This is a genomic window from Shewanella sp. SM68, assembly GCF_025653925.1.
Lineage (GTDB): Bacteria > Pseudomonadota > Gammaproteobacteria > Enterobacterales > Shewanellaceae > Shewanella > Shewanella oncorhynchi.
The window spans coordinates 502140-519490 of sequence record NZ_JAKKRU010000002.1 but is presented as its reverse complement, the minus strand read 5'-3'; the positions used below and the strand labels follow the sequence as shown (position 1 = coordinate 519490).

10 protein-coding genes are annotated in these 17351 nt (G+C 47.6%); 6 read left to right on the top strand and 4 right to left on the bottom strand.

Annotation, left to right across the window (positions count from 1 at the left end):
• Positions 1 to 134: 134 nt before the first annotated feature.
• Complete coding sequence (locus tag L5M40_RS05340; RefSeq protein ID WP_105250295.1) at positions 135 to 878, top strand: 1-acylglycerol-3-phosphate O-acyltransferase; 744 nt, start codon at positions 135 to 137, stop codon at positions 876 to 878.
• A gap of 306 nt (positions 879 to 1184) precedes the next feature.
• Positions 1185 to 1592 (top strand): ribonuclease E inhibitor RraB, encoded by a 408-nt coding sequence (rraB, locus tag L5M40_RS05335; RefSeq protein WP_113939164.1) that lies wholly within the window; start codon positions 1185 to 1187, stop codon positions 1590 to 1592.
• A gap of 82 nt (positions 1593 to 1674) precedes the next feature.
• On the opposite strand, the gene L5M40_RS05330 is transcribed toward rraB, so the two are convergent.
• Complete coding sequence (locus tag L5M40_RS05330) at positions 1675 to 2649, bottom strand: sensor domain-containing diguanylate cyclase (RefSeq protein ID WP_113939163.1); 975 nt, start codon at positions 2647 to 2649, stop codon at positions 1675 to 1677.
• An 18-nt stretch (positions 2650 to 2667) separates the two neighbouring features.
• Positions 2668 to 3663: a response regulator gene (locus L5M40_RS05325; RefSeq protein WP_028759518.1), complete on the bottom strand. Its 996-nt coding sequence runs from the start codon at positions 3661 to 3663 to the stop codon at positions 2668 to 2670.
• A gap of 562 nt (positions 3664 to 4225) precedes the next feature.
• Between L5M40_RS05325 and L5M40_RS05320 the strand changes: the two genes are divergently transcribed.
• Positions 4226 to 5032 carry a crotonase/enoyl-CoA hydratase family protein gene (locus tag L5M40_RS05320; protein WP_263184519.1) on the top strand — a complete coding sequence of 269 codons (807 nt, stop codon included), beginning with the start codon at positions 4226 to 4228 and terminating at the stop codon, positions 5030 to 5032.
• Positions 5033 to 5067: 35 nt separating this feature from the next.
• Here the strand turns inward: L5M40_RS05320 and L5M40_RS05315 are convergent, their stop codons facing one another.
• Positions 5068 to 5970, bottom strand: a complete 903-nt coding sequence (locus L5M40_RS05315; protein WP_105250291.1) for a DUF3530 family protein — start codon at positions 5968 to 5970, stop codon at positions 5068 to 5070.
• Positions 5971 to 6159: 189 nt separating this feature from the next.
• The gene (gene rapA / locus L5M40_RS05310; RefSeq protein WP_263256362.1) at positions 6160 to 9066 is read right to left on the bottom strand and encodes an RNA polymerase-associated protein RapA; all 2907 of its coding nucleotides are present in this window, start codon (positions 9064 to 9066) and stop codon (positions 6160 to 6162) included.
• A gap of 406 nt (positions 9067 to 9472) precedes the next feature.
• Between rapA and L5M40_RS05305 the strand changes: the two genes are divergently transcribed.
• From L5M40_RS05305 to L5M40_RS05295, 3 genes are all read left to right on the top strand, one after another.
• A complete protein-coding gene (locus L5M40_RS05305; RefSeq protein ID WP_105250289.1) occupies positions 9473 to 10867 on the top strand; it encodes a PhoH family protein in 1395 nt (464 codons plus the stop codon).
• A gap of 215 nt (positions 10868 to 11082) precedes the next feature.
• Positions 11083 to 14799 (top strand): response regulator, encoded by a 3717-nt coding sequence (locus L5M40_RS05300; RefSeq protein ID WP_173496262.1) that lies wholly within the window; start codon positions 11083 to 11085, stop codon positions 14797 to 14799.
• 128 nt (positions 14800 to 14927) lie between these two features.
• Positions 14928 to 17336 (top strand): zinc-dependent metalloprotease, encoded by a 2409-nt coding sequence (locus tag L5M40_RS05295; RefSeq protein WP_263167862.1) that lies wholly within the window; start codon positions 14928 to 14930, stop codon positions 17334 to 17336.
• The last annotated feature ends 15 nt before the right edge of the window (positions 17337 to 17351 follow it).

The following is a 17351-nucleotide window of genomic DNA, read 5'->3' as shown; positions in this document are numbered from 1 at the left end:
ACACTGGAGGTTCAGTATATCGATGGGCTTTTTTTGCTTGCTTGTTAGCAAGTCAGCTTACAGATGTAAACAATATATTGAGTCCCAAAGCCATGGTGGCTATACTGTCGCCACTTTTACAGTCGGAATAAATCGTGCTTTTAATCGTCAGATCAATGTTGTTGGCGGTATCTTTGTTGCTTGCCTTTATTTTTGGTGGCTTAGTGTGTTTATTAAGGCCTCGCCATCGCGACAATGTACATATGTTCGCCAAGATCTTCTCATCGGTTGCGCCAATCCTTGGGATTAAAGTGATTGTTCGCCGGCACGAAGATGTGCAGGACGGCCCGTATATTTTCTTAGCAAATCATCAGAATAACTTTGATCTCTTTACTCATACGACAGCAGTTCCTAAAGGTACAGTGAGTTTAGGCAAGAAGAGTTTGGCGTGGATGCCGCTATTCGGTCAAATCTATTGGTTGTCAGGTAATATTCTTATCGACCGTAAAAACCGTCACAGTGCCTTTGATACTATGGCTAAAACGGTTGAAAAAATTAAGCAGAAGAATCTATCCGTATGGATTTTTCCTGAAGGTACACGTTCGCGTGGGCGTGGTCTGTTACCTTTTAAAGCGGGAGCTTTCCATACTGCAATCGCGGCGGGAGTGCCAGTGGTGCCAGTGGTTGCTTCGTGTCAGAGCCATATTAAGTTAAATCGCTGGAATAATGGTGTCGTCATCATCGATATGATGGCACCTGTGCCTACCGCAGGTTTAGATAAAGCCGATGTGAAAAACTTCTCTGCGCAAATCCATGCCAGCATGTCGGCGAGATTTGCCGAGATAAATCAAGAAGCGGCAGCACTTATGGGTAAAACTCTCGCGAGTGATGACGTATAATATACCCAAGCTACCTGAAGATACGAGTTTCAGAGCGCCTAGGGTGCTTCAATTCAAGGTGCATCAATGAAAGAATGTCGGTCACCTTTTGAATTGATGCAACACGGAAATGGAGTGCCCTAGGCGCTCCGTCCCGGCGGGTTTTAAAGCACTTTATGCTGAGTTGGTTATTTTTAACTTAGCCCGCTAGGTCTGCAAATAACCGCCTTGCCTAAAGTGCGTTAAATTCCCGCTGAATCCTGCATCTTCAGGTTGTTTGGGTATAATGCCAATTTGAGCCAGATTTACCTTAACGGAGACAAATCCATGTCTATTGAAAGTCAGTTAAAAGCCCAACTTGCAGAGAATCGTGACATAGTGCAAGCCCTGCTTGACGATGGCTCAGAGCCTGATGCGGAATATGTTATTGAGCATCACTTTTCATCGACCAATTTCGACCGTCTTGAAAAAGCGGCTGTGGATGCCTTCAAATTAGGTTTTGAGGTGAATGATGCCGAAGAAATGGAACTGGAGGATGGTTCAATTATCTTCTGTTTCGATGCTGTCGCACACCACAAACTGGATGTTGAATTACTGGACAAAGCGGCCGAGCAATTGCTGCAATTAGCGGTAAAGCAGAAAGTGGAATATGACGGTTGGGGTACCTATTTCGTCGGCGATGAAATGGATGACGAAGAAGATGAAGACGAAGAAGATGATGGTTTCCCTCATTAATTCGTTGGAGGATCTCGAGTTTAATCTTCACTTGTTTTAAATAAAAATGCCCATCATTGATGGGCATTTTTATTGGGTATACTTAGGATTTACTTGTTTTACTCGTATGTAAAACACTGCAGTTACGGCCTTTTTGTTTCGCTTCGTACAGGGCTTTATCGGAGCAGGAGATCCAGCTAGAACTGCTGGTAATATGGGAGCCAATTTCACATACGCCTAAACTAACCGTCACAGTAATCTTAAGGCTTTCATACACTATGACGGATGCGGCGATTTTCTCCCTGAGTCGCTCGGTAAAGTTCATCGCATCTGCGCCGCTGGTTTTAGGCAATACAACCGCAAATTCTTCGCCGCCATAACGCCCTGCACAGTCAGTATCACGTAAGGATTGGCTGAGTAAGTGGGCTATATGCTGAATGACTTTATCACCCGCCACATGGCCATAGCTGTCGTTGATATGTTTAAAGTTATCGATATCTATCATGACTAAACTTGCCATACCTGAGTAGCGGGCATACAAGTCGTACTCGTGGTCTAAACACTCTTGCCAATGACGACGATTATGCAACTGAGTTAGACCATCGGTTTGGCTAAGGCGTTCGAGTTGCTCGTTGGCAGCTTTAAGTTGCAATTTGTTGATGGCGATATCTGTCACGTCATAAATAATCACACTGATATGGGTCACTTGTCCCGTGAGCGATGCCAGCGGCAGCAGGGTCACGTTCTGGTACATATAGTCTGCACGGCCTGTAATCGGGCGATAGTTTTTAAATTGGAAAACGTACGGACGTTGTTCCCAGCTGATAAAAGCACGGTTTTTAAGCATGAAAACCGATTCCATTTTCTGCTTTAACCAAGTGGCAGGCAGATCGGGGAAGCGGGTAAATAGGTTTTGACCTTTGATCGAATTAGGGGAAACACCGCTGTGATTCTCCATAAAACCGTTCCACAGCTGGATATTGTAATGGCGATCTAATACCACTAATCCCACCTCTATGGTTTGTACCATATCGATGAGCCAGTGTAGTTCGTTCATTGCGCTTTGGTCATTTGACATAGGATAAAATCCAACTGGTTAATCGAGTAAATAGCCGAGTTTATAGCTAAGTGTGGGGATAGAATCCTCGGTGAAGAGCAGTAGCAAATCGCATTGAATATTATGATCTTCAATCCGATAGTTGATCTCCATTGCCAAAGTTCGGTGCCATTTCTCTGAATTATCATGGATCAGATCGTTAACCGTGCAGTGCCGTCCCAGCACGACAGGGTGAGCCTGACTAAATTTCATGTCGAGCTGTTCAGAAATGCCGTTAAGGAAAGCGCCTATCAGTACGTTTCCAGTATCGATCAGGACTTCTATCTCAGTATTTTTGTCTTCTGGATTAGCTAATCCCATCAGCTTGGCCATGTCCTTAAAGCTGGAATCATGGAACAAAAGCAGGGCTTCTCCCGCAATACCCGCACCGATAAAACCTTGGCAGAGTGCTGATACAGTTGAGCTTTCTTCCGTGGCTTTGAGCGCCATGGTTAACTCACTGACTTCAAGCACGTTCACATTAGGGATAGGTAGTAACACGAATACATCGAGTAACTTAGCTAACAGATCGGCGGCGCGTCCCATGGCAACGTTGGCTATTTCTTGGCAAGCGTCGCGCATGTCGACTTTGATCATCGGGACTTCGTCGGTGAGATCTTTCTGCGTCAGCGTTAAGATGCCGTAATCTTGTAAAATGTTGCTGATGGCATCGGCGCTCACCGGTTTTTGAATAAAATCTAACGCACCCAAGGCTTTAACCCGCTCGTGAGCTTTGATTTGAATATCGCCGGATACCACAATAATCAGCGCGGGTAAGTCCTGTTGCTGGACGGTTTGCAGTACTTCATAACCGTCCATTACAGGCATGTTGAGATCAAGAAACACCACTTCGCCTTTTCCAGCGCGGATGGCATCAAGGCCTTCGGCACCATTGGTCGCATAAGTTATTTCCACATCCCACTCTTTGGGAAGTGTGCGGGCCATTTGCTTACGTGCCATGGCGGAATCGTCACAGATGAGTACAGATATTGACATGCTGACTAGTGATCCTTATTTGCCCATTTATTGAAGATAACACTTATTTTTTAGGTCTGACTGACGAATTGCGTTCTTCGGGCAAGTCTGATTAATATCTTTTATATGTAACTTATAGATATCATTGATAAATTTATATTTTCTGATGACATTAAAATTTGAATCATTGTTGAATCAAATCATGCAGAATCTTAAATCGAACTAGCTAATGTTGAGTAAATAACAAGGATATAGTGACTAAAAAAGGACTATAGAATCCATATATTGCTGCCCAATCATCCTTCGCTGCAGGTAGCATTGCGATACTGGTGTCGATTATTAGTAGTTAAATAGCTAGCGGTTAAATACGCTTAATTATTGAGCTTGCTAAGGCTATCTAATCGAAAAATACATTAGGATTACTGCACGTAGTGATGACAGCCTAACATAAGTTGCCTTCAATCCATGATGGAATTGGCAATATTTTGACTCAAGTCAAAAAACAGGCTCATGTTATATCTTTTAGTGAATTATGCCAAACGTGTTAATATTTATTCTGGACTGACCAGTAACGGAATATTTCATGAGTGGCCAAAGTGTACAAGTTAAAATCGATGATGGCATCGCCTATGTGTTGCTTAATCGTCCTGAAAAAATGAATGCTATTAACTATTTAATGTTTAGTGAGCTTGACTGCGCGATTAAAAGTATTAAATCCAATCGTGCGGTGCGAGCCGTGATCCTCTCGGGAGCGGGTGGGCATTTTAGCTCTGGGCTCGATGTCAAAAGCGTCATGTCGGCACCGATGCAGGCAGTTAAGTTACTGTTTAAGGGCTTACCGGGGAATGCGAATTTGGCACAGCGGGTGTCACTAGGTTGGCAAACATTGCCTGTGCCAGTGATTGCCGTGCTTGAGGGCTGTTGCTATGGCGGCGGTATGCAGATCGCTTTAGGCGCAGATGTGCGTATTGCTAGCCACGACAGTAAGTTATCTATCATGGAAGCGAAATGGGGACTTGTGCCAGATATGGCGGGTTTAGTCGCATTAAGGCAAATTATGCCTAAGGATCAAGCCATGTTACTTAGCCTGACGGCAAAAGTGCTTGAGAGTCATGAAGCGCTGGCTTTAGGACTCGTGACACAAGTGAGTGAGACGCCCATGGAAGCCGCTGAGAAATTGGCGCGGCAACTGATGCAAACCTCACCGGATGCGGCAGCGGCCATCAAACTTAGCATTAATCGCAGTTGGACTGCTTCTATCCGTAGTCTACTGTGCCGCGAGTCTATTAGTCAGATTCGGTTATTGTTAGGCAAAAATAGCAAGATAGCGGCGACGCGTCAGCTGAAAGATCCGCAGAAACCCTATCGGGATCGCCAATCGGGTTGGTAATGCTATTTTGTCTGAATTAGCTTGAATCGCCGTTTTTACTGCGCGCCGCTCATTCGGGCAGAAAAGCCTTTAATCGCATTTAAGCAATTTTGCCATGCGCTCTCGTTATCTAAATTGAGCGCTAGGGTAGTTTGGCGATAGTTAGGGCTTTCTAAGGTCACCGCGAGTTTTTTGCGATTGTCGGCCGTCTCCAATGAGGCTGGGTGACCGTCTGGCGATTGAATATCTAAAATGGGCAGCGTAAGTTTTGCTAGTTGTTCTGCGAGTGCTTGATTACGCTGTTCGTCCTCACGATAGGGATTGATGACAATCAGCACATCAGGATCGGCAATCTTCTTCTGGCTTAATAGGCTAATCAATAATCCTGCACTTTGGTCGGCGGTGATCAAAATACGTTTTCCTGCATAATCTGCACCGACGGCATCTAACTGCGACATGCTTTTGACGAGAAAATCTTCCTGCTCTTGCTGGTGCTTGCTGTTATCTTCGGGCTTGATTTTAGGGCTTGGTTTGTTGGACGGTGAGCTTAATTGCGCGGCGCCAGGCGAGGTCACTTCAGTAGCGGCGGTAGCAAAGTTAGCTGTGGGCATTTCAGTTGGCGGAGTTAAACTTAAGCTGGCCCAACCGGCAGGATTGATATTGCGGCGTACAAACGCCATCAATCCAGGCGCGTCTGCGGTACCATTGGTGGCGGGCAGGATTATCGCCGCACCAAGTTTCTTTTTACCTTCCCATGGTCGCACTAACAAATCGTAGGGCTGATTATCAATCGTGATTTGTTTAATTTCATTTGTGGGTAGATAGCTGTGATTCGACTTTTTGGCACTGATTTCGGCTGGCGCTGATGTTGGCGGAGTTGTTGTAGTGTCAGCCGCGTAGGTAGCGATGGTTGTGATGCCGAAAATGAGGCAAAAGAGGAGTGAAAGAATGCGCGGCATAGAATTGATAACCACCTGTGTAGTCTCATAAATTCATCAGTGTTTGAGTATAACCTGAACAATTACCAAAAAGTGAATTTTCCTCGCCAAAGAATTGCACTTGTCATTTAGTATAAAAAGCCACAGGGCATAAAAAAGCCCAACGCTGAGGCTGGGCTAATTGATTGAAACCTGCAGTTCCGCTTAGGTTTATACGTGGCTGACGAGCACCATACGGATCGCATCGAGTTGTAACTGGCTGGCATCCAGATAAGTGTTTAACTCTTGCATCTGATTACGCAGGTATTCCAATTCTTCCTCACGGATATTTGGGTTCACAGCCTTGAGTGACTCTAAACGATCAAGCTCTGCGCTCAGTTGCTGAGTCATTTTCTCTCTGGCTTGGGCGACCATTTCATCGACAACCACTTGAGCATATTCTTCACCCTTAGCAAATAACGGATGCAAAATAGGCTGAGATGCGGTGACTAATTTGCCGCCAATGTGACGATTCACCGCGCTTAATTGCTTATCGAAACTGGCGTAATCCACTTTAGCCGATAGATCGTTACCGTTTTTATCCAGCAACACGCGAATGGGTGTAGGCGGTAAATAACGGTACAACTGGCTCGACTTAGGTGCTGAGGCATCGGCCATGTAGATGAGTTCTAAGAATAAGGTACCTGCTGGCAGGGCTTTATTCTTTAGAATTGCGACGCTGGTGGTGCCAGTTTCAGAACCTGTGATCAGATCTAGCCCCGTTTGCACCAGCGGATGCTCTTGGGTGATCAGCGCAATATCATCGCGTGATAACGCAGTGTCACGATCAAAGGTCACTGTTACGCCATCTTCTGGCAAGCCAGGATAAGTTGGGAACATCATGTGCTCACTCGGGCGCAGAATAATCGAGTTTTCACCCTTATCTTCTTGATCAACACCGATAATATCCCACAGACGGATCACTGAGCCGATTAAATGAGTATCACCGTCACTTTGGGCAAGGCGGTTGACGATTGCCAGTGCCTTCTCGCCGCCGTGTGAGTTGATTTCCAGCAGCTTATCGCGGCCTTGCTCCATGGCGTGCTTGAGTTCTTTATAACGGCTCTGGGTGTGATTGAGCAGGTTTGTCAGCTCATCGCTGTCATCACCCACAAGCACGTTTAGCAGATCTTCGGCAAATTCACTGTAAAGCACATGACCACTCGGACAAGTGAGTTCAAAGGCGTTCAGCCCTTGGTGATACCACTGCATCAAACGTTCTTGGGCAGTATCTTCAAGGTATGGCAAGTGAATTTGGATATCATTTTTCTGGCCGATACGGTCTAAACGACCGATTCGCTGTTCCAATAGATCGGGGTTTAGCGGCAGATCGAACAGCACTAAGTGGCTGGCAAACTGGAAGTTACGACCTTCAGAGCCAATTTCAGAACAGATCAGCGCCTGTGCGCCGCCTTCCTCTTGGGCAAAGTAAGCGCCGGCTTTATCGCGCTCGATAATCGACATACCTTCGTGGAATACCGTTGCTTGAATCCCTTCGCGGGTACGCAGGGCTTCTTCTAAGCTCAGGGCGGTTTCCGCTTGGCTGGCGATGATCAGCACTTTTTTGCTACGGTGGGATTTTAAGAACTCGATTAACCAATCCACACGGGGATCGAACTTCCACCAACTGGCGCTGTTATCTTCAAATTCTTGATACAGTTTTTCAGGGCTTAGGGCTTGCGCCGCTTTCGCCTCTAATGACTTGTGTCCGCCCATCATGCCGCTGACGCGTGCGGCAGTTTGATATTGATCTGGCATGGCATGGGGATAAGCGTTAAAGAAACGCTTTGGAAAGCCTTTTACCGAGGCGCGGCTGTTGCGGTATAACACGCGGCCAGTACCGTGACGGTCAAGTAATTCTTGCAGTAATTCGCTGCGGGCGGCCTGTTGTACTTCGGCATCAATACCTTCGGCTTGGATTAAACGAATACTTGGGCTGATATCTTTCTCGCCCAGTAATTCGGTCAAGCTGTTGATGGCGGCATCGGGTAATTTAGCGTTACCAGCCAAGGCTTCGGCGGCAATGGCGACGTCTTTATAACTGTCTTCTTCAGCTAAGAAAGCATCGTAATCGTAGAAACGATCCGGATCGAGCAGACGCAAACGGGCGAAGTGACTCTCATGGCCGAGTTGATCGGGTGTTGCGGTTAACAGCAAAACGCCTGGGATGACTTCGCTTAATGCTTCAACCACTTGATAGGCGCGGCTTGGCGCTTCTTCGGTCCATTCTAAGTGGTGCGCTTCGTCAACCACTAACAGATCCCAATCGGCATCTAGGGCTTGATCAAGACGTTTTTTCTTACGCAGTAATTCGAGTGAACAAATCACTAACTGTTCTGTGTAGAAAGGATTGTCGTGATCGGCATAGGCTTCTACACAACGGTCTTCATCGAATACCGAAAAGCGCAGATTAAAGCGGCGCAGCATTTCCACTAACCACTGATGGCGCAGAGTATCGGGCACGATAATCAGAATGCGTTCGGCGCGGCCAGTAAGCAGTTGTTGGTGAATAATCAGACCCGCTTCAATAGTTTTACCTAAACCCACTTCGTCGGCTAACAGTACACGCGGTGCATAGCGACGGCCGACTTCATGGGCAATCCACATTTGATGCGGAATAAGTCCAACACGTGGACCTTGCAGACCAAGCAAATCCGATGAGGCCAGTTTGTGGCGCAACATTTGGCATTGATAACGCACACCAAAACGGTCGAGGCGATCGATTTGGCCAGCAAATAAACGGTCTTGGGGTTTGTTGAAACGAATATTGTGGTTCAGCAGGGTTTCACGCAGTGTAGCTTGCTCGCCTGTCTCACTGTGAATGCCGTGATAGATCAATATCCCGTCTTTCTCGGTCAATTCACTGACCGCAAGGCTCCAGCCTTCATGGCTTTCAACCGAATCGCCGGGATTGTATATAACGCGTGTCAGAGGGGCTTCTGCTCGGGAGAACATGCGGTTCTCACCCGTGGCAGGGAATAATACAGTGACCATACGGCCTTCTACTTGAACCACAGTTCCTAAACCAAGCTCTGACTCGGTATCACTTATCCAACGTTGACCTAAGGCGAACGGCATCTTAAATTCTCATTTCTAGGCGGACTCTAACAAAGGGCGCGTATGTTATACCAATACTCGTGATATTTAAATCGCCCTCTCACCCGTTAGAGCCTAATTCCCAGAGTGCTAGATTACAAATTGTACAAGCGACAAAATTGTCATGCCAGTACATGAAACTGTCACGCTAATGTCACATCCGCGGTTATACACTGCTTCGAGTCTGTAAGGTAAACAATGGTTGCTGTATTGTTATCTTGTAAGTTTGGTGCCAATATCAACTTAAGGTTTAAGTGCGAGTAAAGTGCTATCAACTTGAACCTTATGATCATTCTTTGCCATATGCTTAGCCAGTAATAGGAGCCGTGTAACTTTTATTGAGACTCAAAAGTGTGTTTAAACTTTAATGAAGCACTCTGGAGGCGCCATGGAACAAGACGACAGAAAGTTGTTTGTACTGGATACCAATGTGTTACTACATGAACCTTTGGCGATCTATTCGTTTAAAGAGCACGATGTGGTCATTCCGATGACAGTGCTAGAAGAGTTGGACCAGATTAAAGATCGAAAGAGTGATGTGAGTCGTGATGCTCGGGTTGCTATCAGGGCATTGGAAGATACCCTAGGCGGTGAAACTACCCCTGAGCAGATTATCAATGGCGTCCCTTTACCCAGCCGAGAGGGTCATGCCGATGCCGTCGGTTCGCTCTCAATTTTCCCTGATCACCTTGTCGATTTTACCTTAGGCGCACTGCCTGGAGATGGAAACGACAATCGCATTATCAATACCGCGCTACATCTACAAAACCTACATCATCCCCGTACCGTTGTCTTAGTCACCAAAGATATCAATATGCGCCTTAAAGCCAAAGGTGCAGGTATTCAATTGGTTGAGGATTATCGAACTGACCAGTTGATCGATGATATCCGCTTCCTCAGTAAAGGCTTTTACCAGTTCGAAGGTAATTTTTGGGAGCACTTGAACAAGGTCTCCACCGAGCGCCACGGTAGACATACAGTGCATGAAGTACCGCTCAAAGACCTCGAAAATGATAATTTCTATATCAACCAATATCTTATCGACACAGAGTCTGATTTTTGCGGTCGTGTTATCGAGCGCACAGACACCCATTTACATATTTTAGATTTAGGCCGTGAGCGGGTGAAAAACCTCGAGGCATGGGGTGTTAAACCTAAAAACGTCTATCAAGGCATGGCATTGCAGGCGCTGCTCGATCCCGATATCGATCTGGTGATCTTAACTGGCCCAGCGGGTTGCGGTAAAACCTTGCTCGCCATGGCGGCGGCGTTGGAGCTGGTGGTCGAGCGTAATCGCTACGACAAAGTGATTGTCACCCGTAACACCCCAGAAATCGCCGAATCTATCGGCTTCTTGCCCGGCACGGAAGAGGAGAAGATGATGCCGTGGCTGGCTGCGATTACCGACACGCTCGAAGTGCTGCATAAGAATGATGTGAATCCTACGGGCAGCATGAATTACATCATGGAGAAGGCTAACATTCAGTTTAAGTCGATAAACTTTATGCGCGGGCGTTCGATCCAAAACTCTATAGTGCTATTAGATGAATGCCAAAACCTCACGGCCTCGCAGATCAAAACTATGATCACCCGTATGGGCGAAGGCACAAAACTGATTTGTTGCGGTAACTTAGCGCAAATCGACTCTAACTACTTAACTGCTGTTACCTCAGGTTTAACCTATATTGTCGAACGTTTTAAAGACTTTGAAGGCAGTGCCAACGTGTATCTGAATGGCGTGGTGCGTTCACGCTTAGCGGAATACGCTGAAGAGCATCTGTAAAGCAGGTCGGTTTAATTTTGGGTAATGACTAAGGCCTCTGATATAGAGGCCTTAATTTTATGGAGTAGTAGATTTTTAATCGACTTATCAGTGGTATGAGTAGGCTTTATCTGACAATTATTTTATGTGATTGGCAGTTCCTTCCTGTTACTATATGGAGCTCATAGTTTTTGCCGCCGTAGGCTGAAATTAAGCGCTGCAATCAAGGGTAGTGGATGAAATCGAGTGAGCCGGATCTCCAACTAAAATCGCCGATCCAGAAGAACTACAACCGTGCCGTTTTTTATACGTACATCGGCGTTATCGTCATGTCTTTGTTGACCGCATGGATGTTTTTCGACCGCCAAAAAGCACAGCAGATGGAACAGCGTGAAGAGCAGGTTCAGCGCCATGTATTGCAAATCGATTTGCTACTTGAGTCGAGCATTAGAGCGGTAAAAAGCTTACGCAACGTTGCTGTGGATCATTTACGTTTGGGCGAACTCGTGCGTAAAGAACGCTTACCCCAATACGGTAAATTCAACGAAAGCGGCCAGTATTTTACCTTAGAACCTAGCTACGCCCAGAGCGGTGAGCCTTTTACCAACATGGGTAGGATTACTGGTGCGGGTTCCCTCGACGGCCGCGACGACAAGTTCTATCAAGAGCTTGAGATGTTGTTTGAGCTGTCACTGTCATTCCCCGTCGCCAAAGAAGCCGCCCCGAAAGCCTCGGCTATCTATTACCTGTCGAAACGTAGGATCATGTCCTATTTCCCTTGGTCGAATGACGATCAACGTTTTAGGGACGAATTACTCAACAAGAAACAGTTCCAATACGCCACCCCAGCAATGAATCCGCAGCGCAGTGTATTTTGGAGTGAAGCCTATGTTGACTCCACGGGCAAAGGCTTATTGACCACTTTAGGTGTGCCCATTTATTTGGATGATGAGTTCATTGGCTCAATCAACTTAGACATGACGCTTGCCTCGTTAGCGCGGCAAATTCGGGTTTACTTTAAGATGCCGGGCACAGTGATTTTGCTCGACCAACAGAACAATATTTTATCCCACAGCGATTTTGATAGCTCAGATATCAATCGGGTCTATCACATCAGCCAACGTATTCCCTCTGAGCTGCATTCTTTACCTGAGTCGGAATTGTTTGATGCCCACGACGGCATCATCCGTAACGGCTATTACATTCACTCGGTTGCCCTGCATAACGCGCCTTGGCGTTTACTGTATTTGCAGGATGAAGACGACCTATTCCAAGACTCGTGGGAAAAACTGCAGCTGACCTTTATTTTAGTGGTTATCGCCCTGTCGGTGTTGGTGACCATAGTGCATTGGCAGACGCGCCGCTCTTTTGTGAGTCCAGCCTCGCGACTACTGTCGCACCTTGAAGGTTGCTCCCAAGAGCCGCGTAAGCCACCGGAGAAGATCACTCGCGGCTGGGAACCTTGGTTCTTGCTGGTGAGTCGGATTTTTGAGGAAAATAAACAATATACCCACCATCTGGCTGAGCAGAATAAGCGGCTCGATAAGCTAGTGGCACGGCGTACCGAGCGCTTAAAAGACACCACAGAGCGGCGTGAGCGTGAATATGCGCTACTGCGATCCCTGCTTGACTCGATTCCCGAAGCGATTGTCTTTAAAGATAAAGAAGGCAACTATTTAGGTTGTAACAAGGCGGCTGAACGCATGCTGGGTTACACAGAGAGCGAGATGATAGGTTTATCATCTGAGGATCTGACCTCGCCTGAAATGGGCATTCGTATCCGCGCCGAAGACGAACAAGTCTTAAAAGATCGCACGCCGCTGCGTTACCAAGAAAAGGTCGAGCTTGCGGGCAAACCTGTGCTGCTCGATACCCTTAAGCTGCCTTTCTACAATCGCCGCGGCGAACTGCAGGGATTGATTGCCGTGTGGCGTGATGTGACGCGGGAATACGAATCCGCCGAACAATTACGCCTGTCCGAAGAGCGTTATCACTTAGCCATGGATGCGGTGGAAGATGGCCTGTGGGACTGGTATTTAGACTCTGAACAGATTATTTGTAACCCAGCCTATTATTCTATGTTGGGTTATAAAACCAATGAATTCCCCGCTTTAGTATCGACAATTGATGAATTATCCCACCCCGACGATCGTATTCGCGTCGAGGAATACCGTGCTCAGTATCTTGCTGATCCCGTCGGTGCTTTCGAAATTGAATTCCGTATGTTAGGTAAAAATGGCGGCTATCACTGGGTGTTATCCCGTGGTCGTGTGGTGGAGTTCACCGCCGAAGGTCAGCCCAAACGTATGCTTGGTACCCATAAGGATATTACCCGCCATAAGAGTAACGAAGTGGCGTTGCTTGAAGCCAAGCAAGACGCCGAACTCGCTAACCTCTACAAGAGTGAATTCTTGGCCAACATGAGCCATGAGATCCGCACACCGATGAATGCCATTATCGGTATGTTGCAGTTGGCACAGCGCACTTCGTTAACGGCGCAGCAGAAAGATTACCTCGAAAAAGCCGGTTTCTCGGCGCAATCGCTGCTGAGGATCATCAACGATATTCTCGACTTCTCTAAAATTGAGGCGGGTAAGTTGGAGCTTGAGCGGGTGCCGTTCCCGCTGGATAAAGTGCTCGATCACGCTCTGGATCTCAATGCGCTCAAGGCACAAGAACAAGGCGTCGAATTACTCTTATATGCCCCCGTGACGGCGGGACTCATTCTTAAGGGCGATCCGCTGCGCTTAGGCCAAGTGCTTATTAACTTGCTATCGAATGCGGTGAAATTTACCCAATCTGGCGAGATTGAGCTCGGCTGTGAAGATGTCGGCGAGCGGGATCATCGGATTACCTTGAAGTTCTGGGTGCGCGATACGGGTATCGGCATAGGTAAAGATCAACAGGATAAGCTGTTTGATGCCTTCGCCCAAGCCGACGGTTCGACCACTCGTAAATACGGTGGCACTGGCTTAGGTTTGTCGATCAGTAAGCATCTGGTGTCTATGATGGGCGGCAAGATGCAAGTGCAGAGTGAGCTTGGGGTCGGTAGTACTTTTAGCTTTACCATCAGTTTTGAAATTGCCGAAGCCGCTAAGATTGAGCCTTTGGTCGTGCCGGAAAAACTCAATAGTCTACGCACCTTAGTCGTTGACGATAACCCGACGGCACTGCAAATCTATTCGACCTTGATGCGAGATTTCCACTTCGACGTCGATACTGCCGCCAGCGGCGCAGAAGCGCTTTATAAACTGTCGCGGGCACCAATCGATCTGTTATTGCTCGACTGGATGATGCCAGAAATGGACGGTAGCGATGTGGTCAGCGCCATAGATACTATGGTTGCCGAAGGCCGCTTAGCGAAACGGCCTGTGATTATCATGATGACGGCCTATGCGGCAGAGCCCTTGCAGCATGAAGTCGATAGTGCCAATGTGTTTGCCGTACTGCAAAAACCGTTTAAGGCATCGAGTCTGTTCGATGAGATCATTGCCGCCTTTGCCGATGAACCGAGATTGAATGTGGTTCAGCCTATGGTTGAAGTTCAAGTTGAGGAAGGGGAGCACACAGGTTTAGTGCTGCTGGTGGAGGATAACTTTATCAACCAGCAAGTGGCCACTGAGCTCCTTAAGAGCGCTGGCTACGAAGTGGTGCTGGCCGACAATGGTCAAGTGGCGCTGGATACCATCGACTCGCGGCCGTTTGATGCCGTGTTGATGGATATTCAAATGCCAGTGATGGACGGGTTAACGGCCGCAAGGGCATTGCGTGAGCGTTTTAGTGCCGATGAACTGCCTATCATTGCCATGACAGCCCATGCCATGTCGGGCGACAGGGAAAAGAGTTTAGCAGCAGGGATGAATGCCCACATCACTAAACCCATAGTGCTCAACGAATTATTTGAAACATTAAATCACTGGATCAAACACAAGAACCAGCATCAGAATCGTTAATTTATTTGCTCGGGGCCAGTGATGGCCTCGCATTATTTACTTTAAATCAATCGCTTGAGATAAGCAGTTATCAAAGATGCCAATGACTTATAAGGTAAATAACGCAGCCAGCCGAATCAGGAGGAAAGATGAAACCCCAAAGTGTAGCCTTAGCCTTATTTATAACGCTGTTAGGATTTTCCACCGTTACGGTCGCGGCAGCGGCGCCTAGCGCCAAGATCATTAAGCAGGGCCAAGAGGCGAAAGGGTTTCTTAATCTCTATTACGAGGAGTCTGAGGGAGAGTTATATCTTGAGGTCAATCGTTTAAATCAACCTTTTATCTTAGTTACTAGCCTGCCACAGGGCGTAGGCTCAAACGACATTGGTCTCGATCGCGGCCAACTGGGTCAGACCCGTATGGTGCAGTTTGAGCGCCAAGGTCCCTATGTTTTACTCAAGCAACTCAATACTCAATATCGTGCGAATACCTCTGATGCCGCCGAGCAAAGAGCGGTTGAAGAAGCCTTTGCCGATTCTGTGTTATGGCAAGGCAAAGTGATTGAGGGCAAGCCAGATTTGGTAGCGATCAACGATCTGGTGCTCAATGATTTACACGGCGTGTCTTCCGTATTGCAACAAACAGAGCAGGGCAATTATCAGCTCGATTTGAGCCGTTCTGTCATCTTACCCAAAGGGATTAAATCCTTTGAGAAAAACGCCGATGTGGATGTGCAACTCACCTTTAAAGGCGATGTTGCTGGCGCGCAGGTCGCACAGGTAACACCCGATGGCACCTTAATGTCGGTGCGGATGCGTTATTCCTTTGTTGAGCTTCCCGATGCGGATTACCAACCGCGGGCTTATCATCCTATGAGCGGTTATTTGTCCGATGAGTATCGCGATTATGCCATGCCCTTTGACCAACCTTTAGTGCAGCGTTTTATCCTGCGCCACCGTTTACAGAAAGTGCATCCTGGCCCAGCGCCAAGCGAAGTCGTTAAACCTATTACTTATTATCTCGATCCTGGTGTGCCAGAACCGATACGTTCGGCGTTGCTCGATGGCGCGCGCTGGTGGGAGACGGCTTTTACTCGCGCCGGATTTATCAACGGCTTTAAAGTTGAGTTATTGCCGGTAGATGCCGATCCGCAGGATATTCGCTACAACATGATCCAATGGGTGCACAGGGCGACGCGGGGTTGGTCCTATGGCGCCGCACTGACCGATCCTCGCACCGGTGAAATTATTAAGGGTCAAGTCACGCTCGGCAGCTTGCGTGTGCGGCAGGATTACTTGATTGCCAAAGGCTTAACCGCTGGCTGGCAGGATAGAGTGGCGGCCGAGAAAGCGGCGACAGCCTTGTCGCTGGCGCGTATTCGCCAACTGGCCGCCCATGAAGTTGGCCATACGTTAGGGCTCGATCATAACTTTGCCGCTTCGACTAATCAGGATGCCTCTGTGATGGATTATCCCCATCCGAAAATCCAGTTGAAGGGCAATGATATTGATATTTCAGCACCTTACACTACAGGTGTTGGCCCTTGGGATGATTTTACTATCGCCTATGGTTATAGCGATCAAGGTGATGCCCGTACCCAACAAGCACTGCAAGTCGACTTGCTGGCCGATGTGGCTAAACGTGGTTTACGCTATATTGGTGAGGCCGATTCCCGCCAAAAGGATGCGAGTCAGGCCTATGCCAGTTTGTGGGATAGTGGTGACGATCCGATCGATCAGCTGGGTAAGTTAAATAAAATTCGCACTAAGGCGATTGCGGATTTCTCCAGTGCGGCCTTGTTACCCAATGAGCCACTGGGCGAGCTAGCCGATGCCTTTGCGCCAATTTATTTGCTGACGCGTTATCAAATCGATGCGGTCGCTAAGTTTATTGGCGGCACTGACTATAACTATCAATCTATTGGTGAAGGCAGCCGCTGGAGCTATATTGCGCCGCAGTTGCAGTTAACGGGCTTAGACGCGCTACTTAACACACTCGATGCGGCGAGTTTAACTGTGCCGCAAACCTTGCTCGACAGTTTAGTGCCAAAGGCGGGGAATTATCATGTTACGCGGGAATCCTTCGATTCAGGTCTAGGTGCAATTAACGACCCTCTCGGTATGGCTGAAGTGTTTAGCCGTCATACTGTGAGCTTGCTATTGATGCCTAAACGCTTGAATCGTGTCAGCCAAGCATCCATGGCAGATAGTGAGCAGTTATCGGTGACGACATTATTGGATAAGTTATTTGCGGCGACCTTGTATCAAGAGGATAAGCTCGCGCTGGTCGAAGGCGTATGGATGCGAGTGAACGCTGTGGTGATTGATGAAGTGCTGGCAACGCTGCACGATCCTCAAACCTCACCAGAAGTGAGGGCTGCGATCAACGATCGCGCTCAGTTTGTGATTAAGCAATTGAAAGCGAAGTCGAATCGAGCGAATGTGAGTCTTGCGGCGCACTATACTTGGTTGCAACAGGGTCTTGCTGCGGGTTTGACCGATGCTAAGGTTAAGCTTATTCCTAAGCCGTTAACCTTACCGCCGGGATCGCCGATTTAATCCGATGAACAAGGC